This is a genomic window from Asticcacaulis currens, assembly GCF_028550395.1.
Lineage (GTDB): Bacteria > Pseudomonadota > Alphaproteobacteria > Caulobacterales > Caulobacteraceae > Asticcacaulis > Asticcacaulis currens.
Map to the genome: position 1 here is coordinate 62,794 of NZ_JAQQKW010000005.1, position 26,761 is coordinate 89,554.

Sequence of the window (26,761 nt, forward strand, 5' to 3'; positions counted from 1 at the left end):
TGGAGTCCCCCATGCGCCGTCGCTCATTCTTTGCCGCCCTGCCCGCCCTCGCCGCCACCCCGGCTCTGGCGCTGGACCCGCTGCACGGCGGGGACCGCATCGCCGGAGCGAAGTTCGCCGGACGTTCGACCGTGTGGGGCACGCAAGGGGCCGCCGCCACGGCCCACCCTATGGCCACGCTGATCGGCATAGACATTCTGCGTCAGGGCGGCTCGGCCATCGACGCCGCCATCGCCATCAATGCGGCGCTCGGCTTCCTTGAGCCCATCTCCTGCGGCATCGGCGGAGACGCCTATGTCATGTTGTGGGACCCGGCGCAAAAGACAGTGGTAGGATTCAACGGGTCGGGCCGTTCGCCCAAGGGCATGAGCCTCGACTATGTGCGCTCAAAAGCGAAGAACGGCCACATCCCGTCGTGGGGCAGCGTCTCGGTCTCCGTGCCCGGCGCGGTGGACACCTGGGGGCAGATGCACGCCCGCTATGGCCGGCTGAAATTCGCCGATGTGCTGACCCCGGCCATCGCCCTGTGTGAGCGCGGCGTACCGGTGGCCCAGACCATCGCCTTCTATCTCAATGCCAGCTACCGGCGCTTTACCAACCCCGATTCCGGCATCGAGGAGGTTCAGAACTTCCTGAAGGTTTACGCACCAAATGGGCGCACCCCGCGCGAAGGCGAAATCTTCCGCAACCCGGACCTTGGCCGTACCTATCGCTATATTGCCGAAAACGGCGCGCGCAGCTTCTATGAGGGGCAGATCGCCGACACGATCGACGCCTATTTCCGCCGCATCGGCGGGCACCTGCGCAAATCGGACCTGATGGCGCACCGCGGCGAAGACACGACGCCGCTGAAAACCACCTATCGCGGCATCGAGGTACTGGGGCTGGGGGCCAATACGCAGGGCCTGTCCACGCTTCAGATGATGAATATCCTTGAGACGTTCGACCTGAAAGGCATGGGCTTTCAGACCACCGCCTCGCTGCACACCCAGATCGAGGCCAAGCGTCTGGCCTTTGAGGACCGCGCCAAATTCTTTGGCGACCCCGCCTTTTCCAAAATCCCGGTCGAGGCCCTGTTATCCAAGGCCTATGCGCAGGAACAGGCGGCAAAAATTCGTCCCGATGCCATCCTGCCGCGCATCGTCCCCTATGAGGCCCCGGCGCGCGGCGACACCACCTATTTCACTGTCTCGGACAAAGACGGCATGATGGTGAGCTGGATTCAGTCCAACTATCGTGGCATGGGCTCCGGCCTGATGCCGGACGGTCTGGGCTTCATGCTTCAGGACCGGGGCGAACTCTTCTCGCTGCGCGACGGCTCGCCCAACCTCTACGCGCCGGGCAAGCGGCCGTTCCACACCATCATCCCCGGCTTTGCCTGCAAAGACGGCCAGCCGTGGCTCAGCTTCGGCGTCATGGGCGGCGACATGCAGCCGCAGGGTCAGGCGCAGATTCTGGTCAACCTGATCGACTACGGGCTGGGGCTTCAGGAGGCGGGCGATGCGCCACGCTGGCACCACGAGGGGTCTTCGGAACCCACGGGCGAAGTGGCGGAAGGCACCGGCACGCTCAATCTCGAAAGCGGCGTGCCTTTGGAAACGCGCGCCGGTCTGGAAAAGCTCGGCTGGTCGATCAAGCCGTCGCCCGGCACCTATGGCGGCTATCAGGCCATCGTGACGCAGGCCGATCCTTTGGGTCGGGCCTACGGGGCGGCGACCGAAATGCGGAAGGACGGGCTAGCTCTGGCCTATTAAGCGCAATCCGATAAAGTGGGCACCACTTTACGGAAAAATTGCGCGACAAACAAAAATTTAGTGCGGGATGACGGAGACTTTCCGCACTAAGCGCCAGACTTCGCGCAGGCCTTCGCGATAGGTCGGAAAGGCCGGTCGCCAGCCCAGTTCGGCCTTGGCCAGGGCATTGGAAACGCGTTTGTTTTCGGCATAGAAGCGCCGCATTCCGGGACTCAGGTCCGGCGCGTCGAACGGGATTTCGGGTGGCACCGCAAAGCCAAAGGTCTGCGCCGCCCACACCAGAACCGCATCCGCCGGAGCCGGCTCATCATCACACAGATTATAGACCGCACCGGCGCGCCGACGATCGGCGCTGCGTAGCAAGGCGTCGGCGCAGTCGGTATCGTAAAGGCGCGAAAAGACCTGTCCCGGCTTATGGATACGTCGTGCTGTCCCGTCGCGCAGCCGTTCGATGACGCTGCGCCCCACGCCATACAGGCCCGGCAGACGAAACACCGCCACGTCGTGTTGCGCGCTTAGCGACAGCCATTGGGTTTCGGCCTGTACGCGGCGGCGGCCTTCGGTGGACAGCGGCGTCAGAGGCTGATCCTCAAAGGCCCAGCCGCCCCCCCGGTCGCCATAGACGCCGGTGGTCGAGAGATAGCCCAGCCATTGGCGCGGGGCCTGACGCAGGGTCGCCTCCAGCGCCGTAAAGGCCGGACAGCCCGCGTCATCCGGTGCAGGTGTGATCAGGATGAGATCGGCCTTTGCCGCAATATCGCTCAGTTGCGGGCTGAGCGGGTCCACGGCGTCGATGCCCTGCCCGGCCAGCCAAGTTCGCTTTTCCGCCGTGCGGGCTGTGGCCGACAGGCTATACCCGCGCGCGCGGCACAGAGCGGCAAAGGCCGCGCCGATAAAGCCGTAGCCGAACACCAGAACGCGCGTCATCGGTTTTATTGCGCCGAGGCGGCAGAGGCCGATGCTTCGGCTGAGGCCTGCGCCTTGGCGGCGCGTTCCGCCGCCTGTTCGGCCTTGCGTCGGGCGTTGCGTTCGGCCTTTTCGCGCTGGGCGCGCACGACATCGGGCAGGACAATCTCATGACCGAACGGCGCGGGTGAGCGCACGCCCAGACCCTGCGGCCAGACGAAGCTGAGCGCGATCATCAAAAGGGCGATGACCGCCGCACCGGTATAGAAGACCTTGTCATTCATGCCGCAGCTATAGCCTTAGCCCGCGCGTTTGAGAACCCAAAACTGTCTGGCCACAGGTCGGGACCACAAGATTGGCCTCATTCCCAAAACTCAGGCGTTTCCGGCACGCGGTTAAAGGCGATCTTGGCACCCACAAATTCATGCAATTTCGGCTTGGGACCTATGCTTATGCGATCCTTGCCAAAGCGCTGGTTGAGGGCATCCATTGCCGCCAGCAGGCGCATATGGCGCGGGTCCTCGTCCGCTGCCGGGCTGTAGCCGAACAGGTCCGGGGCCGTATCGGCCGCAATAAGACGCAGACAGGTGACCGACACCTTCTTGATACGCGTCTGGTTGAGGGTCCGCACACACACATCCCACAGCGCATCGGCGGCCTCCAGCAAGCGGAAACTGTCGGCCGTGGCCATGAACAGGCGCTCCGCCTGCGCCCGGCCCTCCTGCGTGCCGCGAATCGACAGGTGCAGGCCGCCGCACTTATAGCCCATGCGCCGCAGCCTAGACCCGCACTTGGCCGTCAGTCGCCGGGCGACGGCGCGCGCAGCGTCCACCGGACGCAGTTCGGCTGCCAGAACGTGCGAATGGCTGATGCTGCCGCGTTCGGTTTCGGTCTCCGGCGGGTCGATGCCATGCAAGGCGTACCAGAACTGATCCCCGCCGATGCCGCCCCACAGCTGACGCATGCGGTTGGCGCTAAGGTGCCAGAGCTGCCGCGGATCGCTGATGCCCGCCCGGTCCAGCCGCGCCTTCATGGCCGGACCTATGCCCGGAAAATCGCCGATGTCGATATCGAGCAAAGGCCCCGGCAACTGATCACGGCGCAGCACCGTCATCCCCAGCGGCTTTTGCATATCCGCCGCCGTCTTGGCCAGCATCCGCGACGGGGCCAGGCCGATGGACGCCGTCAGACATTCACCGATATTGGACAAAATCCGCCTCTGGATACGATGCCCCAGGGCGCGCGCCGCCGCCTCCACCGTCTCCGGTCCCATCAGCCGGCAGGCCACCTCGTCGATCGAACAGACCTTTTCGACGGGGATGACGTGATCGACCTCCTCAAGGATGCGGTGGTGAATGCGTACATAGTCATCCGGCCGTGCTTCGACGACGTGCAGGTTCGGGCAGAGTTGCCGCGCCACCGCCACCGAGGTGCCGGTCTTGATCCCCAGCTTTTTGGCCTCCTGACTGGCGGCGATGGCACAGGTATAGTCACTCTTCACCGGCACCACGATCAGCGGCTGACCGCGCATATGCGGCCGCGCCTGCTGTTCGCAACTGGCGAAAAAGCTGTTCATGTCGAGATAGAGCCATTTCAGCCCGCTCCCGTCGTCCCAGTGTCTGGTCTGCGTCTTCTGCATAAAATGGAACATAACAAGAACATTTTAGGCGAGTCAAGCTCAGACGGGCTCCAAATCGCGCGCACCGGTGGAAGGTGAACAGCGAGGGCTTTCGCACCTGCACCCAAATGCACTATAGGGTGTGAATGTCAGTGACGAAGCCCCAGACGCCCCGACCGGACCCGTCCGTATCGGAACCAGACGCCGAGACCGCCACCCCCTCCGACACAAAAGGCGGTAAGCCGACGCTCAAACGCGCCATCATGGACAATGGCGCGCTCAGCGTCATGTTCGCCGTCGTTTTCATCAATCTGGTGGGGTTCGGCCTGCTGGTGCCGCTGATGCCCTTCTTCGCCCAGACTCTGAAGGCCGGGCCGTGGCAGGTGACGCTGATGTTCGCCGCCTATTCGCTGGGGCAGTTCTTTGCCGAGCCCCTGTGGGGCGGTCTGTCGGATAAGTGGGGTCGCAAACCGGTTCTGGTCATCACCACGGCGTCCAATATCCTCTTCTATGTGCTGCTGGCCTTCGCGCCCAATGTGTGGTGGGCCATCGCTATCCGCTTCCTGAACGGCATAGGCTCCGGCAATGTGTCGTGCATCCAGTCCTATGTGTCGGATATGTCCGAACCGCATCAGCGCGCGGGCCGCATGAGCCTGATCGGGGCAGCCTTTTCACTGGGCTTCGTCATCGGGCCGGTCATTGGCGGCTTTCTGGCCCACGAAGAGGCCGGGGCCGCGGGCTTTAGACTGCCCCTGTTCCTCGCCGCCGGCCTGTCGGCGGTGGCAACGCTTGGCATCCTCTTTTATGTGCGCGAAAGCCGCGTGCGCACCCATGCGGCCCCGCAGAATTTTCGCGCCACCTTCGCCGAAGCCCGCCGCCATCCGATCATCAGCCGCCTGATTCTATCCACCCTGTTCTACATGGCCGCCCTCGCCGGGCTTGAGGCCACCTTCGGCCTGTGGGCCAAGGCGCGGTATGAGTGGGGCCCGCGCGAAGTCAGTCTGGTCTTTCTGTTCATCGGGGTGACCGCCGCCCTGATGCAGATGGTCTTCACCCGCCCGCTGGTGCGCCGCTATGGCGAGGCGCGCATACTGGTGCTGGGCCTGATCGTCTTCGGTATGGGCTTCTTCCTTCAGGGGATCAATCAGGTCGCGATACTGGTCACGCCGCTGGTCATGCTGGCCGCCCTGGGGCAGGCCGTCATCTTCGCCTCGATTTCAGCGATCATCTCGAAATCAACGCCCCCCGACCGTCAGGGGGCCATGCTGGGCCTCAACCAATCGACGGGCGCCATTGCCCGTATCGCCGGACCGGTCGTAGCGGGCTTTTTGTTCAGTCAGATGGGAGCGAACGGCCCTCTGTGGTTTTGCGCGGCCATGTGCTTTACGGCCGCCCTGCTGGCGCTGCGCGTCGCCCGGGTCGAGCGCAAGCTGAACGCCGGGTAAGTTTTAGCAAGTCGCGCATTTGACCCGAAAACCGGTTCCCACTTTTCGGAATGCGCTCTGACTGGTCGCGCATTTGACCCGAAAACCGGTTCCCACTTTTCGGAATGCGCTTAGAAGATCAGAAAGGCCGCCAGAGCCATTCCTATGCTCAGGCCCAGAATGATGTCGAGCGGACGCACGAGCGGCGACCTGGGCCGCTTGCCGGAATCGTCCCGCCGGGGGGCATAGTTGAGTTTGATCGCCACGGTCATTGTCCCGAAATGAGTCAACGGACCCACGAAGGTGCAAAAGCCATGCCCGCTGTCCTGTCCCGCAACGACACCGCCTCTTTCAAAAAAAACGCAAAATCGGGGGAAAACTTTTTAAAAGGCCTTGCGTTTAAAATTCCAAGAGACTAATTGTCCGGCCCTCGCCGCTGAGGCGGGAACACGAAATGGACACGCACTCGTAGCTCAGCTGGATAGAGCATCAGACTACGAATCTGAGGGTCAGGAGTTCGAATCTCTTCGAGTGCGCCATTCCGTTTCAAAGACAGGCTCCCTGCGGGGAGCCTTTTCTTTTGCGCATTCGCCAAATCCACAAAACAAAGCCCCGCCATTTCTGACGGGGCTTGTTCTGTTGGCCGTGTGACCGCGATCAGGCGGCACGGACCGTTTGCAGGAACTTGTCCATCTCATGATGCAGGCGCTCGGCCTGAGTGGCCAGTTCGGCCGATGAGTTTTGGACCTGCACCGCGGCTTCACCGGTTTGTTCGGCGGCCTGCGCCACGCCCGCAATGTTGGAGTTCACCTCCTGCGTTCCGACCGAGGCCTGATTGACCGCCTGAATGATCTCCTGCGTCGCTGCGCTTTGCTGCTCCACGGCTGAGGCGATGGCCGTGCTGGAATGGTTCAGGCTCTGGATCGTCCCGGCGATGTTACGCATGGTCGTCGCCGCGCGGTTGGTCGCGTCCTGGATCTTGGCGATCTTGTCGGAGATATCGGTCGTAGCCTTGGCGGTCTGCGAAGCCAGCGCCTTGACCTCGGCGGCCACCACCGCAAAGCCCTTGCCCGCTTCACCGGCGCGTGCCGATTCGATCGTGGCGTTGAGCGCCAGCAGATTGGTCTGGTTGGCCAGCCCGGCGATCAGATCGACCACACCGCCGATGGAGGCCGCGGTCTCGTTCAGTTCACTGACCACGGTCTGCGCTTCTTCGGCTTCGCGCACGGCATTGGCGGCGACCGAGGCCGAGGTTTCCATCTGTCTCCCGATCTCCCCGACCGAGGCGCCCAGCTCCTCCGTAGAGGCCGCCACCGAGGTGACATTGGCCCCGGCCTCTTCGGCGGCGGCGGAAACGGCGATGGACTGCGCGGAGGCTTCCTGCGCCGTGGCGCTCAGTTGCGAAGCCGCCGCCTGCATTTCGGTGGCCGCAGAAGACACCAGAGACACGATACCACCCACGGACTTTTCGAAATCATCAGCCAGCCTCAGCATGGCGGCGCGGCGCTCGGCCTCGGCCACCGCCTTTTGCTGCTCGGCGGAGGCGCGCAGGGTTTCGGCTTCCATCAGGCCCTGACGGAAGGCTTCGGCGGTGCGCGACATCGAACCGATCTCGTCGCGACGCTCCTGACCGGGGATAACGACGTCGAGCTTGCCCTTGGCCATCTGGCCCATCAGGCCATCAAGGCGAACCACAGGCGCCGAAATGCCGGTGCGCGTCAGCCACACGGCAAAGCTGCCGGCGACCAGCAGGCCAATCAGACCGAAGATATTGGCATTGCGAATATCGGTATCGGCGCTTTTCTGGAGGCTGGCGGCGAGGGCGTTGTTTTCTTCAATCGTGCGATCCACCACACCGGCAACGCCGGTCATGACCTCCAGCAATTGCGGCCCGCAGCCATTGTCCATCGCCGCAATGGCCGCGTCCTTTTGACCGGCCTGCGCCAGACTGGCCACCTCGGCACAGGCGCTGCTCATGGCCGCATTGTATTTTTCGCGCAGGGGTTTGAACTCAGAAACCTTGTTAGGCAGAGACTTTTCAGCCTTGTCCATTTCAGCGTTGAACTTGGCCTTGCCGTCTTCGATGTCCTTCTCCGCCTTTGCCAGCTTGGTGGCGTCTGTGGCGATAATGGCTTTCAGAATCGAGCGCGACGTCCAGGCCGCGTGACGACCCGAGCGCGCCAGCGCCACCGTACCGGGCGCCGGTCCCGTCAGGGCCTGATCGTACTTGTCTATATTACCGCCCAGAGAGCTATCGGTGTAGAGCACCGCCCCCACCCCCACGGCCGCGATCAGCGCCAGAAGCACGATCACCTTGATTTGCATAGATAAATTGTTCAGCATAGAGGCCCCGTCCACTTTGAATCGTCCAAAAACGCCGTTACTGAACATTTCGTAACAAGGTTAATAAGTGGTAACGGATGGCAGCATCTGCCATAAAAACGGTACCTTTATGCCTGCAAAGGATTGGAAAGCACGCTGTGCGGTACCGGTATTTTTCTGCCCTGCCCTATTATCGTGAATTTGAAGTTCGCTTCAGTCTGATATCGAGAGCCGGGCGAACTTCAAATTCAAAAACGATAATAGATACGATAAGTTGCTAGCGTCCCGTTGAATCTGAAATTCGCCAGTGAGCAATATCAAGCGCATTCGAATTTCAGATTCAGGACACTAGCCGGCGCGTGATGGGTTTCCTATAAGGTGTGACTGAGTGTTTTGATCCCTGCGGAAGCCCCTCCCCATGCAGTCACGCCGTTTCCTCCTCACCGTCGCGCTGGGTCTGGGTCTGAGTGGCTGTGCCACGCTGAGCCCGGCACCGCGTGAACGTTTTACGCCGGTGGTGGCGGCGGCCAATCCGCTGGCGGCCAGGGCGGGCATGGAGATATTGGCGCGCGGAGGCACGGCGGTCGATGCGGCCATCGCCGTTCAGGCGACCCTGTCTCTGGTCGAGCCACAAAGCTCCGGCCTCGGCGGCGGGGCCTTCATGGTTTATTACGACCGCAAGACGGGTCAGACCACCGCCTATAATGGCCGCGAAACCGCGCCGAAGTCCGCCGACGGCACCCTGTTCCTCAAGCCCGATGGCACGCCCCTGCCCTTTGGCGAAGCGGTGGTGTCGGGCCGCGCTACCGGCGTACCGGGGGCGGTGCTGATGCTCGACATGGCCCATGCCCAGCACGGCAAGCTGGCGTGGAAAGATCTGTTCCACACGCCGGAAAAACTGGCCGAGGAGGGTTTTGTCATTTCGCCGCGTCTGGGGAACTATCTGGCCAGCGGACGCTTCCCGCAGAGCCAGACGCCCGACGTGAAGACCTATTTCGGCGATGGCGCAGGTGGCGTCAAAAAGACCGGCGATGTGCTGAAAAACCCCGCCTATGCGCAAACCCTGCGCACCCTGGCCGACAAGGGCGCGGTCATCTTCCGTGAGGGGCCGCTGGTCGAGGCGATGATCGCCAAAACCCACGAAGGCCCCCTGCCAGGCGATCTGCAACCGCTCGATTTCAAGATGTATTTCCCCAAGTCCGGGGCACCGGTCTGCGACACCTATCGCGTCTATATTATCTGCGTGCCGGAACCACCCTCATCGGGCGTGTCGCTGCTTCAGGCGTTAAAGATCGTCGAAGCCTTCCCGATGAACGCCTACGGGGTGAATGATGCGCGCGGCTGGCAGGTGATTATCGAAGCCGAGCGGTTGATGTACGCCGACCGAGATCAGTACGTGGCCGACAACGACTTCGTCAGCGTACCGGTCACAGGCTTGCGGGACCCGGCCTATGTGCGCAGTCGTGCGGCCACCATCTCCATCGGCAAGGCGTCACCGGCCCCGACCTACGGCACACCCCCCACCGCCGTGGCCTGGGCCAAAGACGCAACGCAGGAACCCGCCGGGACCACGCACTTCGTCATCCGTGACCGCTATGGCAATGCCCTGTCCATGACCACAACGGTCGAAAGTATCTTCGGGACGGGTCGCATGGTCGGCGGCTTCTTCCTGAATAATCAGTTGACCGACTTCTCTTTCACCCCGGTGACAAAAGCCGGTCAGAAGGTCGCCAATGCAGTCGAAGGGGGCAAGCGCCCGCGCTCCTCCATGTCGCCCGTGCTGATTTTCGATAAGGACAAGCGCCTGATCGGCATGATCGGTTCGCCGGGCGGGTCGTCCATCCTGTCCTATAATCTCAAGGCGCTGGTGGGGATGCTCGACTGGAATCTCAGCGTGCAGGAGGCCGTCGCCCTGCCGAACATCGTGGCCAACCCGGCGGCCATCCGCATCGAGGCCGGCCTGAAGCCGGAGATTCTGCAAGGTCTGAAGGACATGGGCTATACGATCCAGGAGGTACAGGGCGAAAACTCCGGCCTGCACGGCGTCATGTTCCGCAACGGCGGCATCGACGGCGGAGCCGATCCGCGCCGCGAAGGCGTGGTGCTGACAGGGCAATAAGGCCGTGCGACCCTCGATCGTTATCCTCACCGGTGCGGGCATTTCCGCTGAGTCGGGCGTGCCGACCTTTCGTGCCTCCGACGGGCTGTGGTGCGGGCACCGCGTCGAAGCCGTCGCCACGCCCGAAGGATTCGCGGCCAATCCGGTTCTGGTCCACGACTTCTACAATCAACGCCGGGCGCAGTTGAAAGCCGTGGTCCCAAATGCGGCGCATCAGGCTCTGGCGCGACTGTCGGCGGCCTATGACGGCGACGTGCTGCTGGTGACGCAGAATGTCGATGATCTGCACGACCGGTCGCATCGGGGTGTCACGCCGAAACGCGGTTTTGGCCTGATCCACATGCACGGGGAGCTTCTGCGGGCGCGCTGCGTCGAAACGGGCAAAACTTGTGACTGGAGGGGCGACATCCATATCGACACGCCCTCGCCCTTCGGGACGCTGGGCCTGCGCCCGGACATCGTGTGGTTCGGCGAAATGCCGTTTCAGATGGATCGCATCTACGACGCCCTGTCGGGCTGCGGCCTGTTTATCTCCATTGGCACGTCGGGCAATGTCTATCCGGCAGCGGGCTTCGTGCAGGAGGCCACGCGCGCCGGAGCGCACACGGTGGAACTGAACCTTGACCCGTCTCAGGGCCACAGCCTGTTTCAAGAGCGCCTGTACGGTCCCGCCACTGAGGTGGTGCCGGCCTATATTGAAAGGCTGCTTTAGAGTGGTTTCGACCTTCACTCTGTGAAGAACCACAGATTTCACAGATTACACAGATTGATAGGACTGACCGGGACGCAGACTGGAAGAGTTAAAGGCGCAAAGCGCAAATCTGTGAAATCTGTGTAATCTGTGGTTTAACTGCACTATGAAAGCCGCGATTTAAAACACCCGCACCGCCGTGCAGCCGTTCATCTCGATCAGCAGCAGCAGGTCGATCAGGGCCTGCACCGGGGCCGTGCCAAAATCGACGTGCAGGTGGTCGGCATCGACCAGCAGCGAATGGATGTGGCCCGAAAAGCGCGAGTCGAGATCAACATTGCGGTCTTCCGGATCGAACCAGGTCTCGAACCACGCTTCCAGCCCCTGAAGCGTTTCCGGCGCACCGGTCAGGGACAGATTCATCTCGTGCCAGTCGAGCGCCTCGACCGTCATTTCCAGTTCATTGAGCGTCACCACAATCGGATCAAACGCCACCTCTTCGTCGGGCGACAGTTCGACGATCTGCGGCGCGTCGTCCTCCGCCGGGCCCGTCATATAGTCGGCGCAATAGAGCGACCGGTAAAGCCCGGCCTCGACCGAGACCTCCAGCTTGACCTCGGCCACGCCACCCGGATGGGCCTTGGCCTGCACATCGGCAAAATGCGCGAATTGCCCCACATAGGAGTCGCGCGCCAGTTCGATCAGTTCCTCAAAATCCATAATCTGTTCTTTCGCGCCTGCCGGAAGCGCTTTTTATTCAAAATGCGACAGGAAGGACTGGGTGCGCGGCAATTCCTGATAGCGGTGCACCTTGACCCCCATAACGAGGCCGAAGCCGATCATCACCGTGGTCATCACCGAGCCGCCATAGGACAGAAGCGGCTGAGGCACACCGACCACGGGGGCCAGCCCCATGACCATGGCCCCGTTGATCAGGACGTAGAGGGCAAAGGTGGCCGTCACCCCGGCCGCGGCCAGTCGTCCGAAATGCGAATGCGAAAGCGAGGCGATGCGCAGCGCCATAAAAACGGCCAACGCATAGAGGGCGAAGACCGTGAACGCCCCAAGGAAGCCGAGTTCCTCACCCACCGCCGCCAGAATGAAGTCCGTATGCTTTTCCGGCAGGAAGCTCAACTGCGACTGCGACCCCAGCCCCAGCCCCTTGCCCAGGAGCCCCCCGGAGCCGATGGCGATCTTGGATTGCAGTATGTGATAGCCGTCGCCCGATGGATCGGCTTCGGGATTGAGGAAGGTCAGGATGCGTTTGCGCTGATAATCGTGCATCACGAACATGACGAAGAAGGGCACGGCCACGATCCCGCCCACGGCGGCGGTGGCAATCACACGCCAGTCAAGCCCCGCGACAATCATCACCGTAATCCCGGTCAGCAGGATCAGCATGGCCGTCCCCAGATCGGGCTGGTGCGCCACCAAAAGCACAGGCACCATGATCATGGTGAAGGGGATAAACAGCTTCCAAGACAGGACAGCGTCCTTGGTCCCCGCTTCGTGGTACCAGCGGGCCAGCGCCATGACGATGGCAAGCTTCATAAATTCAGACGGCTGCATGGAGAAGGAGCCGATCTCCAGCCAGCGCTGTGCGCCCATGCGCACATCCCCGACCAGTTCGACCGCCACCAGCAACAAAAGCGACACCCCATAGGCCGGATAAGCCAGCAGCATCCACCAGCGCAGATCTATCAGCGACAGCAGGATCATTACCACAAAGCACAGGCCGAAACGCAGGACGTGATTATAGGCCCACGGCTCCCACGACATGCCGCCCACCGAATAGAGGACCAGCGCGCCGATCCCGGCAATCAGCGACAGCACCAGAGCAAAGCCCCAGTCCACCTGAAGCAGCTTGATATCATAACGTTCGCGTTCGCCCCGCCGGGTCATTGCGCTTTCGGCCATGGGAACCTCAGGGTACGGGAGGGATGTATTCGATGCTTTCCGGTGCCACCTCGGTGCTTTCGACCTCGGGCGGCGCGGTTTCAGCGGCTTCGACGGGCTCGGGTGGTGGCGGGGCGACGATGCGCGCCTGAAGTTCAGGGTCCTTGAGCAGGGCGACCTTCATGATTTCACGCGCCTTCGGAGCGGCAAAGCGGCCCCCGGCGATACCGTGCTGCACGATAACCGCCATGGCGTAACGCGGATTATCGACCGGGGCGTAGCAGACGAACAGGCCGTGGTCCTTGTTCTTCCACTGCGTCGCCTTGCGCGTGCCGGCGCGATCATAGTTGATGACCTGCGCCGTCCCGGTCTTGCCGGCCATCTTCATGTCGCCCAGATTGAGCTGCGAATTACGGAACGCCGTGCCGTCGGCGTCATTGGACACCATCTCCATGCCGTCGCGCACGATCTGGATATGCTCCGGCGGTATGCCCAGCGGTTTGAAATCAAAATCCTTATCCACCGCGCCGATTTTCTTGATCAGGTGCGGCGTGACGGCCTTACCGCCATTGGCGATACGCGACACATAGACAGCCAGTTGCAGGGCAGAAACCGTCGTATAGCCCTGACCGATGGCCACCGAAAGGGTTTCACCGGGGTGCCATTTGGGGTCTTTGGGGCGGCCTTTCGTGCCGTCGAAATAGGTGCGCTTCCATTCGGTCGTCGGCACCAGTCCCTTCTTCTGCCCCTCGATCTCAAGTTCAAACAGTTCGCCCAGCCCCAGCTTGTGCGCGGTGGCCGCGATGCGGTCCACGCCGGGGCGGTTGCACATATGGTAGAAATAGGTGTCGCACGAAAACTTCAGCGCGTGGCGCATATCGACCGCCCCATGCACGCCATGGCAGCGGAAGGTGCGATTACCGAAGCGGTAGGACCCGCGGCAGACCACCTTCTCGGTCGGGTCGATACCGTAGTCGAGGAAAGACAGGGCCGAGGCCATCTTGAAGGTCGAACCCGGCGCGAAGGTCGAACCGATTGCCTTGTCCAGCAGAGGCCGCCGCTCATATTCATTCAGCAGCTTATAGGCCTTGGACGAAATGCCCGACACGAACAGGTTGGGGTCAAAGGACGGGGCCGACACCATGCACAGGATTTCGCCGGTGTGAATGTTGAGCAGCACCGCACTGCCGGAATCCTGCTCGAACACCTCAAGCGCACGCGCCTGCACCTCGGCATCCAGCGTCAGGGTGATGTCCTCGCCCGGTGTGGGCGGGCGTGTTCCGTCGGGGTCTTCGGCGACGATATTGCCACTGGCATTGACCTCGATCTTCTGCGCCCCGGCCACGCCGCGCAACTGTTTGTCGAAGGCCTTTTCCACCCCCTGCTTTCCGATGCGAAAACCCGGATGAAGCAGCAGCGGATCGGGGTTTTCGCCTTCGGCCTCAAGGTCCTTTTCGGAAATTTTCGAGACGTAGCCTACGACGTGCGAAAAGGCTCCGCCGTAGTGATAGACGCGGATTTCATCCATCACCGCCTGCACACCGGGGATTTCGGCAGCAAACAGGTTGACGCGCGAAAATTCTTCCCAGGTCAGATCGGCCGCCACGACGGTCGGCACGAAGCGCTGCGACTGGTTGATGTCGCGCACGATGCGGCGGCGGTTGTCCTGCACCTGCGGCAGGACGTAGGAAATCTGATCCAGCGTGTCGTCGAGGTCGTCGATTTCGTTGCGGATAATCAGGACGCGGAAGGAGGGACGGTTTCCGGCGATGACATTGCCGTTGCGGTCCAGAATCTTTCCGCGCGGCGGCGGCACCACACGGAAATTGAATTGATTGGCCGCCGACAGGCGCTTGTACTTGCCGCCCTGCACGATCTGAAGCAGGGCCAGTTGCCCGCCGAGCGCAAAAATGCCCAGCGCCGTCACCCCGCCCATCAGAAAGATGCGGCGGTGAAACGTCCCCTGCTTCTCATTAACGTCCTCAAAAAAGATGGAGGGTTCGCTCAATTGAACCTCACATCGCTGTTGAGAAAGCGATCCAGCAGGATCAGCACGAATACCACCAGACACCAGGTGGCGAACATCTGCTCGAAAACGCTGATGAGGCGCGGGACAACGCCGGAATCGAGCGTGGTCAGCACAACGCCCAGCGTGAAGAACAACAGAACCGCCAGCGAATAGGCTCCGATGACCACCCAGGTGTCCTGCCCCACGATGTAGCTGCGGATCAGCAGGGTCGCCGCGTGCACCGCCATCAGGCTGATGACGTAAAAGCCGAGAGGTGCCCCCCAGAAATAGTCGAGGAACAGCCCCATAACCCCCAGCAGCAGCGGCGCGATAAAGCTGGGGCGGATCAGGGGCCAGGCGAAGGCCAGGGCCACCGGCCACACCGGCTCCGGCAGGTCGAGGCCGAAGGACAGAGGGAGGTCGGTCGCCAGCACAACTGTCGCCAGAATCGCCATCAGGGCCGGATAGAACAACCAGTCCTGCGGCCCGACTATGCCGCCGGAGCCCCGGCGCGGCGTGCGGTTTTCAAACAGAGCCTTATACAGGCGCGCACGGCGGCTGGCCGACGGCGTCATGCTGCGCGTGGAGGATGAACGGGGGCGGCGTTGCGGAGCCAGCATGGCCTCAGCCTCCGCTGACGCTGGCGGGCGAAGCCGAAGCCGGAGCCTCGGTAGCGGGTTGCGGGCGCGGGGCCACGGGCTGTGACATCGCGGCCGGCCGCGGACGCGGCACCGCCGAAGACGGAGACGTCGAAGAGGAAGACGCCGGGGCAGCGCTGCTGGAGGCCGCGCCAGACGACGCGCTCGCGCTTGAGGCGCTGGGGCTGTGCGACGCCGCCGAGGGGGCGGGAGGCGCAGGGAGAAGGTCGGTCACCAGCGGAGTGCGCAAGACCTCTTCGGCGCGCGGAAGCTGCGTAAAATCTTTGAATTTCAGAACCTTGACCAGATCAATCGGGCCGCGATTGGTGTAGAGATCGACGCGCCACACACCATCGACACCGCGGCGCGCTTCGCCCACCGGCAGACCACGCGGAAAGATGCCGCCATCGCCGGAGGTCAGGATCTGATCGCCTTTTTTCAGCACATCCGGGCCGCCACGCACAAATTCCAGACGCGGGAAGCCGCCGCCATCGCCCACCATCATGGCACGGGCGTCGGTGCGCGCCACCATGACCGGCACGCGGCTGACGACATCGGTGACCATCAGCACCCGGCTGACGTCCGGGCTGACGCCGACCACGCGACCGACCAGACCATGTTCGTTGATCACCGGATTACCGAAGGCCAGCCCCTTGGACGTCCCGGCGTCAATCAGACGGTTATTGTTGAACGGGCCACGCGATACGGAGACTGAGCGGGCGGTGATGCTCTCGACCTCCGGCTCGGTGCGCAGGTTGAGCAGCACCTCGTAGCGGCGATTCAGTTCCTTGGCCTGACGATAGGCGTCACGGTACTTTTCCAGCTCGACGATCTTCTGCTTGAGGACGCGGTTTTCGCTGACGGCGAAGAAATAGTCTTCAATGCCGTTGGTGCGGTCGCTGACGAAGTGGGCCGGCGTGGACAGCAGATTGTTGCTCTTGGCGGCGGCGCGATCAAACCCGGCGCGGTTGCCATAGGAGGCGGCGTCAAGCCCGCCACGCCGGTCCCCCAGAAACATCAGCGCCCCCACCACGCAGATGGCGGCGACCAGAATCATAACCCCCCACGTAATGGGAAGCTTCAGATGTTCAAAAGGCTGGTTATCCCCGTATCGCACGCCGACATCCCTCCGGATCCACCCGGACCCTCATTCAGAGGACAGATACTGCAAGTTTCGGTCCGAAACTATCAAGGAAATTGTAGACGGTTCGATGACAGGACCACCGATTTTTCGGCTCCGCCCTCTTCCTCTTCAATCCCAGAACCATGGGTCATGTTCAACGACCGTGGTATCAGAACATCGTCGAGTCGAGGATGCCCTTCATCCAGCGCGGATGTTCGAGCACCTTGCCGCACCCAATGGCCACGCATGACAGCGGGTCTTCCGCAATCGTCACCGGCAGGCCCGTCTGATCGCGGATTTCCGCATCAAGACCGCGCAGCAGCGCACCGCCGCCGGTGAGCATGATGCCCTTGTCCGCGATATCGGCCGCCAGTTCGGGCGGCGTGGCTTCGAGTGCGACCTTCACGGCTTCGATGATCTGCGCCACCGGTTCGGCCAGCGCCTCAGCGGCCTGGCGCTCGCTGATGCGCACTTCGCGCGGCACGCCCTGCATCAGGTCGCGGCCCTTCACTTCGATGGCCAGACCTTCGCCATCATGCGGAACACGGGCGGTGCCGATGTCCTTCTTGATGCGCTCGGCCGTCGTTTCGCCAATCAGCAGATTGTGGTTGCGGCGCATGAAGTTGGTGATGGCCTCGTCCATCTTGTCGCCCCCGACGCGCACCGACTTGGCATAGACGACGCCCGACAGCGACAGGACGGCGACTTCGGTCGTACCGCCGCCGATATCGACGACCATCGAACCCGTCGGCTCGTGGATAGGCAGGCCTGCACCGATGGCGGCGGCCATGGGCTCAGGCAGGAGGCCGACGCGACGCGCCCCGGCGTTGAGACACGAGTCGTTGATGGCGCGGCGCTCCACGGCGGTGGCCCCCGACGGCACGCAGACGATGACCTTGGGGTTCACGAAACCTTTGCGGTTGTGGACCTTGCGGATGAAGTACTTGATCATTTCTTCGGCGACTTCGAAGTCGGCAATGACCCCGTCGCGCATCGGACGGATGGCTTCCATATGGCCCGGCGTGCGGCCCAGCATCTGCTTGGCCTCAATGCCCACCGCGTGGACGACCTTGCGTCCGCCCATATTGCGCAGCGCCACCACCGACGGCTCATTGAGCACGATGCCCCGCCCCTTCTGATAGACCAGCGTATTGGCCGTGCCGAGGTCGATGGCGATATCGTTGGAGAAGCTGCCGAAGAAGGGCTTTAACATTGAGCACTACCGCGAGAAATTTGTCTGGGAGGTGGCCGGGATACCGGCGGCGCAGGGGCCCCGTAAGGGCGTCGCGCCGCGAAAAACACGCGCCGTCCGCAAGGGGAAAACTCCCTTGCCCTTATCTCGCGTCAATTTCAAGGCCTTCAAAAAAAAACTTCGAATCACCTTGAAACGCACGCCTGTAAACTATTGATTTTCGTCAGTCCCGCCGGAGGGGTTGCGGCTTTCGCGCCACTTGTCGATCAGATGCCGCGTCAGCACCACAAGACCCAGCCAGACCAGACCGATCAGGGCAATCAGCAATGTCCCCTTCCAGTCGCCGCCTTCGACGATGCGCGTGAAGACATCCCCAAACACGGCCACCAGAGCCGTCTTCGGTATCGAGCCCAGCGCCAGCCCCAGCAGAAAGCCGGTGAACGGGGCTTTCGACACCCCAAAGGCCATGTTGACGATGATAAAGGGCGCCGAAGGGACATTGCGCACGATAAACGAGGCCGAAAAGGCATTACGCCCGATATAATCCGACAGTCGCCCCAGATGGCCGCCCCCGATACGGTTGAAGGTCTCCGCCCCGATCAGACGCCCCGTGTAGAAGGTCACTGCACCCGATACGACGGTCGCCACCCAGGAATAGAGAAAACCCAGCCACGGCCCGAAGGCCACCACGCACGCCGCGATCAGCACGAACTGCGGCGCGCCGATATAGGCCGAGAGGGTAAAAACCGCGATGACTATAAAAATGCCCCAGGGGGAATCCCGATATTCGGCCATCCACAGCTCGAACTCGTGCGTCACCTCATGACCAAAATCGGTCTTGCCGATCAGGAAGATGGCGCCGATCATGGCAAACAGGGCCAGCGTCACCCAGATGGCACGTGCCGTCTTGGCGTCCATTTCGAACAGGAAGTTACAGCAGCGCCGCCACAGGGGCAGCGGGCTGTCGGCGCGATCGCGCCCCGCGTCGTGAGGGTCAGGCGTTTCGGTCATGACTTCGCTATGTGCGACGGACCGCAATCGAAATCAATACGACCGGCACAAAGTTTCTGCGCGGTGGGCCGATCAGGTAAAGCCCTTGCGCTCAGGGCCGGGCCGAATGCCCGCGCGCGGTCATCCACAGCTTGCGCGGCGTCACTTTTGACCCTTGCGTAACTTTTTTATTTCCCCCATTGCCAAGCGGCGCGGTTTCCGACTTTACTGTCAAAAGTAATGGGTGCCCTCATGCGTTTCACCCTGTCCCAGGCACAATCGTCTTCCTCTCACGCCGTGTACGACCGGGCGGTTGCCTATGGTCTTGTCGGCATTACGGGCTTGTCGATAACCGTGTGGGCGGCGGTGGCGCTATTGATCGCCCTCTGATCATAACAACGCCCTCTCAAACGCTTAAAGGCCGCATCGAACACCGATGCGGCCTTTTTCGTTGTGTGAAACCATAACGGAAAGATCAGGCGCTGAGCGCTTCCATCTCTTCGTCCGAGATGTCGAAATTGGCATAGACCGCCTGTACGTCATCATCGTCATTGAGCGCGTCGATCAGCTTCATCAGCGTCCTGGCCGGGTCGCCGGTGATGGGCGACAGGGTTTGCGGCTTCCAGATGAACCTGGTGGACTTGGGATCGCCCAGCACCTTGGCCACGGCTTCGGTCACGGCGTTGAGGTCTTCATAGGCCGTAAAGATCAGGTGGCCGCCGTCTTCCTCGTCCTCATCGGTTTCGACATCGGCAGCCCCGGCTTCGATGGCCGCTTCCATGATGGCGTCGGCAGACCCGGCCTTCAGCGGATACTCGATCTGACCCATGCGGTCCCACATGAAGCTGACCGAGCCGGTTTCGCCCAGATTGCCGCCGAACTTGGTGAAGTACGAGCGCACATTGCCGCCGGTACGGTTGCGGTTATCGGTCAGGGTTTCGACGATGATGCCGATGCCCTGCGGCCCGAAGCCTTCGTAGCGGATTTCTTCCATATTGTCGGACTCACCGGCCGCCCCCTTCTTGATGGCGCGGTCGATATTGTCCTTTGGCATGGACTCGGCCTTGGCGTTGTTGACCGCCAGACGCAGACGCGGGTTCATGGCCGGGTCAGGCATACCCGACTTAGCGGCCACGGTGATGTCGCGCGCCAGCTTGGAAAACAGCTTGGAACGGGCCGCGTCGGCGCGGCCCTTCTTGTGCATGATGTTCTTGAATTTACTATGGCCAGCCATGGGAAACCTCTGTCAGCGCGCACCTGCGCGCTCAGCTTATTAGGATTGGGCGCGGTTCTAAACCGAAACCTGAAGTTCTGGCAACACCGTCTTGAGACGGCCGCCCAGGCGGATGGGCTCGATGCGGGTGGCCAGTCCTGTCCGGTCATCCGTCTCAACAAAGACGCCGCACAGGGTCGCGGGGCCGGAGGCGGGCTTATAGCGCTCCTTGCCAATGCGCGTGGTGAAACGACGCAGCGGCTCCTCCTTGTCCATGCCGATGACGCTGTCGTAATCGGCACAGGCCCCGGCATCGGTCTGATAGGCGGTGCCACCGGGCAGGATCTGCGCGTCGGCCGTCGGGACATGGGTGTGGGTGCCCACCACCAGTGAGGCGCGTCCGTCGCAGAAATGCCCCATGGCCATCTTTTCGGAGGTGGCTTCGGCGTGGATATCAACCACCACCGCATCGGCCACCAGCCCCAGCGGCGCGCTTTCCAGCGCCTTGTCCACCGCGGCAAACGGGTCGTCCATCGATGCCATATGCACCAGACCCAGCGCGTTCATCACCAGAATCCGCTTGCCTGACGCCGTTTCGAACAGATTGACCCCCCGCCCCGGCACATCGGCCAGAGGCGGATAGTTCAACGGGCGGATCAGGCGCGGCTCACGCACAATATAGGTCAGGGCCTCTTTCTGGTCCCAGGAATGGTTGCCGAGCGTCAGGCAGTCCGCACCGGCCTCGAACAACTGATTGGCGGTATTTTCCGACACGCCAAAGCCGGAGGCAGCGTTTTCGGCATTGACGATGACAAATTCGAGGTCGAGGGCCCGGCGCACAAAGGGCAGATGTTCGGAAACGGCGTCGCGGCCGGCCCGGCCGACCACATCACCGAAAAAAGCAAAGCGCATCAGGTGTTCTTTCTAATCTCTATCACGCCCTGTTCGGTAAGGACGGCATCGAGACGCTGATCGTGGGATTCGGTGGGCACGCGGGCGACCTCCTGAGCGGAAAAGGCCACGCCCCATACCTGCAATGGATTTTCATTACTCCGATTTACCGAGCGAAGATAGTCCAAAGCGCGGTCGTAAAAGCCGCCGCCATAGCCCAGCCGCCCACCCTGGCGATCAAAGGCCAGAAGCGGTGCCAGAATGAGATCGGGAAACACCTCCGGCGCATCGGGGCCGGGCTGCTGCGTGCCAAACGGTCCCGCCAGCAGCGGTTCGTCGAGAGTGTAAGCGCAAAAGCTCATACGCCCCTCCGCTTCGATACGGGGCAAGGCCAGAATGTAGCCGCGCGCCTGAAAGTGACGCATCAGGCGTCGGGGGTCGATCTCATCCCTGATGGGGTAAAACCCGGCCACGACCGCCGCCCTGGGCCAAGCCCGGCGCGCCACAAAGGCCTCGGCCAGCCGTTCGCCCGCATCCGGCGATGCGGCGGCCAGCGCGGCCCGCCGGGCTTTCATCTCTCTGCGCATGGAGGCTTTGGCGTCTGACATGAGCGTGTAGAGCGCTTTCCGAAAAGTGGGACGCACTTTTCGGATAAAAAAGCGCGTTAAACCAGAAATTTAGAGCGTGGCTTCGATTCAATCTGAACGAAACACGCTCTAAGGCCATGCCAGACCGTAAAAAGCAAGAGCCCCCTCCGGAGGGAACCGAAGGGGGCGCAGGCTTAGTTGTCTGTGTCGTTTGTCTTCTTCGAATCGAAGGGGAAGGCCCCGGTCGGATGGGCGTCGCCCTTCGGCTTGATCAGGATGGACAGGATCATGGTCAGGACCAGTATCGAGGCCGTCGCCGTCAGCGACCACACAATCGGAATCTTATAGACGTCGATCAGCAGCATCTTGGCACCAACGAACACCAGCACCAGCGCCAGACCATAGGGCAGCAGGTGGAACTTTTCGTGCATCCCGGCCAGCAGGAAGTACATGGCGCGCAGGCCCAGAATAGCGAAGACGTTAGACGTCAGGACGATAAACGGGTCGGTGGTGATGGCGAAGATAGCCGGGATGGAGTCCACCGCAAACACCACGTCGATAATACCGATCAGGATGACCACGATCAGCAGGGGGGTGGCGATACGCTTGCCATTCAGGCGGGTGAAGAAGTTTTCGCCATCATAATTGGGGGAGATGGTGAAGGTCTTACGCACCCATTTCAGGGCCGGATTGCTTTCCAAATCGGGCTCCTGACCGGCGGCCAGCCACATCTTGAAGCCGGTGAACACCAGAAACGCGCCGAACACGTAGAGCACCCAGTGGAACTGCGCCACCAGCCACGCCCCCACCACGATCATGCCGGCGCGCAGGACCAGCGCCATCAGAATCCCGATCATCAGCACGCGCTTCTGATACTCTGCTGGCACGGCGAAATAGGTGAACAGCATCAGGAAGACGAAGATATTATCGACCGCCAGCGCCTTTTCGACCAGATAGCCGGTGGTAAATTCCAGCGCCTTGGTATTGGCCAGCGCCTGAGCGGCGGCATCGCCCGTCAGACCGCCCATCTCCCACCACATGATGCCGAGGAAGACGAAGGAGGTGGCGACCCAGATCAGCGACCAGATGGCCGCTTCGGTCATCGAGACCTTGTGCGCGCCCTGTTTGTTGAGGGCAAAAAAGTCGATAAACAACGCGACGACGACAAAGGCCGCGAACGTCCCCCACATCAGGGGCGTAGCAATGGTTTCCATAGGTGAGACTCAATCTCTCAGAGGTTGACAAGGACAGGCCCATCGGACCCGTCCTCAGTCTCGCCACGCCGCCGAAACGGTGTCTGATGCCGGAGCTACGCTCGTGTTGACGACATCAAACGATCGCACACGGCGATCTGGCTACTCCCTGAGGATAACCGTCTTATTTCAGACGAAGACGGTGGCTGTCAAGTTGGCTTTGTAACGATTGTGCGGTTTAAATCCCCGCAAGCCCGACTTGCATGGGTGATGGCGGCGCCAAGAGAGGCTTAAAAATACGACCTAGCCACCCCAAAAGGGTGGCGGCGCCACGGGAACCGTTGCGAAGCGTTTAAATCCACTCAGACCTGACGTATCAGGTGGGAGCCATATGATAGGGACCACGATCCCAGTCAGGGACAGCTCCCGTTCTAAGAGATTAAGGTCAGAAGGATTAGGTGTTCGCTGACGTGAGCCGCAGCACGACCCGCCGTCACACAATCTAGGCGCAACACTGCGCCCTTACAAGGGGGACCAGCGCAGGCTTTTGTAAATCCATCATAAAGCGATGACCTTGTCCTGAGCCAGACAAACACGACACCGATGTCATAAAAAATGACTTCACAGACATTCAATCCCGGATTATGAAATCTCCCCATAACAAAATCATTCCAGGGACACTGATCATGCGCACTTTCAAGCTCAGCCTGCTGGCGACGGCCGCCCTCGGCTTCGCCTTCGTCTCCACCGTTCCCGCCCTGGCTCAGGCGCCTGCGGCGGCCGAAGCCCCCAAGGCCACGCCGTGGACCGACACCCGTCTGGACGCCGACACCCGCGTCGAGCTTCTGCTCAAGGAAATGACGCAGGATGAAAAGCTGAAACTGGTTTTCGGGCACTTTGCCTCTGCCGGTGACTGGCTCAATGCGCGCGGCGACATTGCCGGGCTGAACTGGAAGCCGCCGGTCGAAAGCCACCACCAATCGGCCGGCTTTGTCTTCGGCGTGCCGCGTCTGGGCATCCCCAATCAGTGGCAGACCGACGCAGGCGTCGGCGTCGCCTCTCAGGTCGGTGATAAGCCGCGTCTGCGCACCGCCCTGCCGTCGGGCATGGCCACGGCGGCAACCTGGGACCGCGACCTGGCCTTCAAGGGCGGCGCGATGATCGGCCGCGAAGCGCGTCTGTCGGGCTTTAACGTGCAACTGGCCGGGGGCGTCAACCTGATGCGCGAACCGCGCAATGGCCGTAACTTCGAATATGGTGGCGAAGACCCGCTGCTGGCCGGCGTCATCGTCGGGGAGCAGATCCGCGGCATCCAGTCGAACAAGATCATTTCGACGGTCAAGCACTACGCCTACAACGCGCAGGAAACCAACCGCTTCACCGCCTCCTCCAATATTTCGGACAAGGCGGGGCGCGAATCCGACCTGCTGGCGTTTCAGTTCGCCATCGAAACCGGCAATCCGGCCTCGGTGATGTGCGCCTATAACCGCGTCAACAATGTCTATGCCTGCGAAAGCGACTATCTGCTGAACGAAGTCCTGAAGAAGGACTGGGGCTATAAGGGCTATGTGATGTCGGACTGGGGCGCGACCCATTCGACCATTCCCGCTGCCAATGCCGGCCTCGATCAGCAGTCGGGCTATCCGTTCGACAAAGGCAACTATTTTGCGGGCCCGCTGAAAGAAGCGGTGGAAAATGGCTTTGTGAAGCAGGAGCGCCTCGACGACATGGCGCGCCGCATCCTGTGGGGCCTGGTTTCGACCGGCGCGTTCGACACGCCGGTGCCGGTGGCCGAGGACCAGATCGACTTCAAGGCGCACGCCGCCGTCACTCAGGCTGATGCCGAAGGCGGCATAGTGCTGTTGAAAAACACCGGACTACTGCCGTTGGCCACGACGGCCAAAAAGATCGTCGTCATCGGCGGCTATGCGGATAAGGGCGTGATTTCCGGCGGCGGCTCGTCGCAGGTCTACGGTCAGGGCGGCAACCCGGTCAAGGATCTGGGCCTGGGCCCCAAGGCCTTCCCCGGCCCCCTCACCTACTATCCGGACCCGCCGGTCGAAGCGCTGAAAGCCCGCACCAGGGCCGACGTCGTCTATCATGACGGCAAGGATGTGAAGGCGGCCGTGAAGGCGGCCAAAGGCGCGGACGTGGTTATCGTGTTCGGCACCCAGTGGACGGGCGAATCCATCGACGCCGAACTGAAGCTCGATGAAAACGCCGACGCCCTGATCGACGCGGTGGCCAAGGCCAATAAAAAGACCGTCGTCGTGCTGCAAACGGGCGGGCCGGTCTTCATGCCGTGGTTGTCGAAGGTCGGGGCCGTGGTCGAAGCCTGGTATCCCGGCACCAAGGGCGGCACGGCCATTGCCCGCGTCCTGACCGGTGAAGTCTCGCCATCAGGCCGCCTGCCGGTAACCTTTGCGGCCTCGCTCGATCAGTTGCCGCGACCCAAGCTCGACGGTGACCCCAAGAGCGACACGATCCGCACGCAGGTCAATTACGACATCGAAGGCGCAGCCATCGGTTACAAGTGGTTCGACAAGAAGGGCCTTAAGCCGCTGTTCGCCTTCGGCCACGGCCTGACCTATTCGACCTTCGGCTACAGCGACCTGAAGACCTCGACGGCGGGGGACAGGCTGAGCGTCAGCTTCACCGTGACCAATACGGGCAAGGTCGCCGCTTCGGACGTGCCGCAGGTCTATGTTTCGGCCCCGGCCTCGGCGGGCTGGGAAGCGCCCAAGCGCCTCGGCGGCTGGGACAAGGTGGCGCTGAAACCCGGCGAGTCGAAGACGGTGACGGTGGCGGTTGATCCGCGCCTTCTGGCCAGTTTCGACAGCGCGTCAAAGACGTGGAACGTCGCCGCCGGTGCCTACGACGTGAGCCTCGCCCGCTCGGCCACGGATGCCGTCAGCAAAACCAGCGTCACGCTGAACGCGCAAAAGTACGATGTGAGAGGGAAGTAACATGGCTGCGGCAGAGGACGATCGCCTTGAGGTTCTGCCTATCCTGCCCAGCCTGTCACTAAGCGAAACCCAGAGCTTCTACAGTGAGTTTCTGGGTTTCGACGCCACCGTGTTTGAGGATCACAACTATCTGATCCTCAGACGCGATGCCTTCGGTTCACCGATTGAACTGCACTTCTGGCTTACGGATCGCCGCGACCTGTGTGAACAGAGCGCGGTCTATATTCGCGGGGGCAGCATAGACAGGCTGCACGAAGAGTTCAGGCAAAAGGAATGTCTGCATCTGTCGCCCATCCTGCCGAGGCCGTGGGGCATGACCGAATTTTACGTCCATGACCCGCATGGGAATTTGCTTAAATTCGGACGCGTGAGCGACGAAAGCCGCCCATAGATGTTTAGTCCCTCGCCGGGCGGTGGCTGCGCCACCTTGGCCGCCGCCTCAATGGCGGCTTGAGCGGAATGATTCCATGAGAAATCATTCCGCCTTAAACTTCACCGACCAGCTTTTCCAGCCGTTCGGCGGCGTCGGAAATGGCAAAGGCCGCCTTGCGTTCGATCTCAAAGGCTCCGGCGGACATGCGCGCCTGCGCCGACTGCGCCTCTTCGAGTTGTGCGCGCAGTTCTTCCATCTCATCGACAAGCAGCAGGGACGCCATCAGGAACAGGCGCACCTCACCGATCGCCCCGACGTCGGACACCACCATTTCCACGTGGTCATTAAAGACGCGCGCCAGTTCCTGCACACGCGCTTCCTGACCGTCGGCGCAGCCCACCGTATAGGGCTTGTTATTGACCTTGACCGTAACCTCAGCCATCAGGCGGCCTGCTCGTTGAGAAGTTGACGGATATCCTTGGCGGCGACACCCAGTGCCTCAAACGCCTCGGAGGCGGCGGCTTCGAGCGCTTTTTCACGCACCTTCAGGGCGTCAATTTCCCCCTGAAGACGGCGCGCCTCGGCGGCGTTTTCTGTCGGAGACGAATCGCCTCCCTGGGTTTCGCTGCGCTCTTTGAGATCGCGCATACGAGTTTCCAGCGCATTGAGCGCATTGTCCAGACGCTCGACCGCCGCTGACAGACTGGCGCCCGCGACCGGAGAAAGCTGAGCCGTGTTCTGAGCATTTTCCATGGGTTGACTGTACTTCCTAAAGGCCTGCTTCACAAGTCATGCAGCCTGAAAGGCGAAAATTAGCCCTATACACCCCTGCGGAGCCAAATTCCTAAAACTCGAAT

25 protein-coding genes, 1 tRNA gene and 1 other RNA gene are annotated in these 26,761 nt (G+C 61.8%); 8 read left to right on the plus strand and 19 right to left on the minus strand.

All coding sequences use genetic code 11. The annotated features are described in order from the left end of the window. Positions 1 to 11 precede the first annotated feature (11 nt). Positions 12 to 1,754: a gamma-glutamyltransferase family protein gene (locus PQU94_RS09645; protein WP_272741258.1), complete on the plus strand. Its 1,743-nt coding sequence runs from the start codon at positions 12 to 14 to the stop codon at positions 1,752 to 1,754. A gap of 57 nt (positions 1,755 to 1,811) precedes the next feature. Here the strand turns inward: PQU94_RS09645 and PQU94_RS09650 are convergent, their stop codons facing one another. From PQU94_RS09650 to PQU94_RS09660, 3 genes are all read right to left on the minus strand, one after another. Further along, complete coding sequence (locus PQU94_RS09650) at positions 1,812 to 2,681, minus strand: Rossmann-fold NAD(P)-binding domain-containing protein (RefSeq protein ID WP_272741259.1); 870 nt, start codon at positions 2,679 to 2,681, stop codon at positions 1,812 to 1,814. A 5-nt stretch (positions 2,682 to 2,686) separates the two neighbouring features. After that, entirely contained in the window at positions 2,687 to 2,944 is a 258-nt protein-coding gene (locus PQU94_RS09655) for a hypothetical protein (protein ID WP_272741260.1), read from the minus strand. Positions 2,945 to 3,021: 77 nt separating this feature from the next. After that, the gene (locus PQU94_RS09660; protein WP_272741261.1) at positions 3,022 to 4,311 is read right to left on the minus strand and encodes a Y-family DNA polymerase; all 1,290 of its coding nucleotides are present in this window, start codon (positions 4,309 to 4,311) and stop codon (positions 3,022 to 3,024) included. Positions 4,312 to 4,424: 113 nt separating this feature from the next. Here PQU94_RS09660 and PQU94_RS09665 point away from each other — a divergent pair, with 113 nt between their 5' ends. Continuing rightward, complete coding sequence (locus PQU94_RS09665; protein ID WP_272741262.1) at positions 4,425 to 5,723, plus strand: MFS transporter; 1,299 nt, start codon at positions 4,425 to 4,427, stop codon at positions 5,721 to 5,723. A gap of 110 nt (positions 5,724 to 5,833) precedes the next feature. On the opposite strand, the gene PQU94_RS09670 is transcribed toward PQU94_RS09665, so the two are convergent. Then, complete coding sequence (locus tag PQU94_RS09670) at positions 5,834 to 5,968, minus strand: hypothetical protein (RefSeq protein ID WP_272741263.1); 135 nt, start codon at positions 5,966 to 5,968, stop codon at positions 5,834 to 5,836. Between the two features lie 196 nt (positions 5,969 to 6,164). Between PQU94_RS09670 and PQU94_RS09675 the strand changes: the two genes are divergently transcribed. After that, positions 6,165 to 6,241: transfer RNA gene (locus PQU94_RS09675), tRNA-Arg, on the plus strand. Between the two features lie 118 nt (positions 6,242 to 6,359). Here the strand turns inward: PQU94_RS09675 and PQU94_RS09680 are convergent. Further along, positions 6,360 to 8,045 carry a methyl-accepting chemotaxis protein gene (locus PQU94_RS09680; RefSeq protein WP_272741264.1) on the minus strand — a complete coding sequence of 562 codons (1,686 nt, stop codon included), beginning with the start codon at positions 8,043 to 8,045 and terminating at the stop codon, positions 6,360 to 6,362. Between the two features lie 397 nt (positions 8,046 to 8,442). Between PQU94_RS09680 and ggt the strand changes: the two genes are divergently transcribed. Continuing rightward, positions 8,443 to 10,143 (plus strand): gamma-glutamyltransferase, encoded by a 1,701-nt coding sequence (ggt, locus tag PQU94_RS09685; protein WP_272741265.1) that lies wholly within the window; start codon positions 8,443 to 8,445, stop codon positions 10,141 to 10,143. A gap of 4 nt (positions 10,144 to 10,147) precedes the next feature. Continuing rightward, the gene (locus PQU94_RS09690) at positions 10,148 to 10,855 is read left to right on the plus strand and encodes an NAD-dependent deacylase (RefSeq protein ID WP_272741266.1); all 708 of its coding nucleotides are present in this window, start codon (positions 10,148 to 10,150) and stop codon (positions 10,853 to 10,855) included. A 159-nt stretch (positions 10,856 to 11,014) separates the two neighbouring features. On the opposite strand, the gene PQU94_RS09695 is transcribed toward PQU94_RS09690, so the two are convergent. The 7 genes from PQU94_RS09695 to PQU94_RS09725 form a co-directional block, all read right to left on the minus strand. Continuing rightward, positions 11,015 to 11,554, minus strand: coding sequence for a hypothetical protein (locus PQU94_RS09695; protein WP_272741267.1), 540 nt, complete (start codon positions 11,552 to 11,554; stop codon positions 11,015 to 11,017). 33 nt (positions 11,555 to 11,587) lie between these two features. After that, on the minus strand, positions 11,588 to 12,751 hold the full coding sequence (rodA, locus tag PQU94_RS09700; RefSeq protein WP_272741268.1) for a rod shape-determining protein RodA: 1,164 nt from the start codon (positions 12,749 to 12,751) through the stop codon (positions 11,588 to 11,590). Between the two features lie 7 nt (positions 12,752 to 12,758). Then, positions 12,759 to 14,738: a penicillin-binding protein 2 gene (gene mrdA, locus PQU94_RS09705; RefSeq protein WP_272741269.1), complete on the minus strand. Its 1,980-nt coding sequence runs from the start codon at positions 14,736 to 14,738 to the stop codon at positions 12,759 to 12,761. After that, entirely contained in the window at positions 14,735 to 15,358 is a 624-nt protein-coding gene (locus PQU94_RS09710) for a hypothetical protein (RefSeq protein WP_272741270.1), read from the minus strand. Before PQU94_RS09710 ends, mrdA begins: the two co-directional genes overlap by 4 nt. A gap of 4 nt (positions 15,359 to 15,362) precedes the next feature. Then, a complete protein-coding gene (mreC, locus tag PQU94_RS09715; RefSeq protein WP_272741271.1) occupies positions 15,363 to 16,433 on the minus strand; it encodes a rod shape-determining protein MreC in 1,071 nt (356 codons plus the stop codon). Between the two features lie 235 nt (positions 16,434 to 16,668). Next, positions 16,669 to 17,712 (minus strand): rod shape-determining protein, encoded by a 1,044-nt coding sequence (locus PQU94_RS09720; protein ID WP_272741272.1) that lies wholly within the window; start codon positions 17,710 to 17,712, stop codon positions 16,669 to 16,671. 189 nt (positions 17,713 to 17,901) lie between these two features. Next, positions 17,902 to 18,702 carry a TVP38/TMEM64 family protein gene (locus PQU94_RS09725; protein WP_272741273.1) on the minus strand — a complete coding sequence of 267 codons (801 nt, stop codon included), beginning with the start codon at positions 18,700 to 18,702 and terminating at the stop codon, positions 17,902 to 17,904. Positions 18,703 to 18,933: 231 nt separating this feature from the next. Here PQU94_RS09725 and PQU94_RS09730 point away from each other — a divergent pair, with 231 nt between their 5' ends. Further along, positions 18,934 to 19,071 carry a hypothetical protein gene (locus tag PQU94_RS09730; RefSeq protein ID WP_272741274.1) on the plus strand — a complete coding sequence of 46 codons (138 nt, stop codon included), beginning with the start codon at positions 18,934 to 18,936 and terminating at the stop codon, positions 19,069 to 19,071. A gap of 85 nt (positions 19,072 to 19,156) precedes the next feature. Here the strand turns inward: PQU94_RS09730 and PQU94_RS09735 are convergent, their stop codons facing one another. The 5 genes from PQU94_RS09735 to ssrS form a co-directional block, all read right to left on the minus strand. Continuing rightward, complete coding sequence (locus tag PQU94_RS09735; RefSeq protein WP_272741275.1) at positions 19,157 to 19,915, minus strand: YebC/PmpR family DNA-binding transcriptional regulator; 759 nt, start codon at positions 19,913 to 19,915, stop codon at positions 19,157 to 19,159. A gap of 57 nt (positions 19,916 to 19,972) precedes the next feature. Beyond that, a complete protein-coding gene (locus tag PQU94_RS09740) occupies positions 19,973 to 20,806 on the minus strand; it encodes a TIGR00282 family metallophosphoesterase (protein ID WP_272741276.1) in 834 nt (277 codons plus the stop codon). Further along, positions 20,806 to 21,393: a 5-formyltetrahydrofolate cyclo-ligase gene (locus tag PQU94_RS09745; RefSeq protein ID WP_272741277.1), complete on the minus strand. Its 588-nt coding sequence runs from the start codon at positions 21,391 to 21,393 to the stop codon at positions 20,806 to 20,808. Before PQU94_RS09745 ends, PQU94_RS09740 begins: the two co-directional genes overlap by 1 nt. A 173-nt stretch (positions 21,394 to 21,566) precedes the next feature. Beyond that, entirely contained in the window at positions 21,567 to 22,586 is a 1,020-nt protein-coding gene (locus PQU94_RS09750) for a TerC family protein (protein ID WP_272741278.1), read from the minus strand. Between the two features lie 301 nt (positions 22,587 to 22,887). Next, a non-coding RNA gene (gene ssrS / locus PQU94_RS09755) (6S RNA) lies at positions 22,888 to 23,052 on the minus strand. 199 nt (positions 23,053 to 23,251) lie between these two features. Here ssrS and PQU94_RS09760 point away from each other — a divergent pair. Both PQU94_RS09760 and PQU94_RS09765 read left to right on the plus strand, forming a co-directional pair. Continuing rightward, positions 23,252 to 25,531, plus strand: coding sequence for a beta-glucosidase (locus PQU94_RS09760; protein WP_272741279.1), 2,280 nt, complete (start codon positions 23,252 to 23,254; stop codon positions 25,529 to 25,531). Position 25,532: 1 nt separating this feature from the next. After that, positions 25,533 to 25,922 (plus strand): glyoxalase superfamily protein, encoded by a 390-nt coding sequence (locus tag PQU94_RS09765; protein WP_272741280.1) that lies wholly within the window; start codon positions 25,533 to 25,535, stop codon positions 25,920 to 25,922. 94 nt (positions 25,923 to 26,016) lie between these two features. Here the strand turns inward: PQU94_RS09765 and PQU94_RS09770 are convergent, their stop codons facing one another. Continuing rightward, positions 26,017 to 26,346, minus strand: a complete 330-nt coding sequence (locus PQU94_RS09770) for a cell division protein ZapA (protein WP_013479138.1) — start codon at positions 26,344 to 26,346, stop codon at positions 26,017 to 26,019. Next, positions 26,346 to 26,657 (minus strand): DUF4164 family protein, encoded by a 312-nt coding sequence (locus PQU94_RS09775; protein WP_272741281.1) that lies wholly within the window; start codon positions 26,655 to 26,657, stop codon positions 26,346 to 26,348. Before PQU94_RS09775 ends, PQU94_RS09770 begins: the two co-directional genes overlap by 1 nt. Between the last annotated feature and the right edge of the window lie 104 nt (positions 26,658 to 26,761).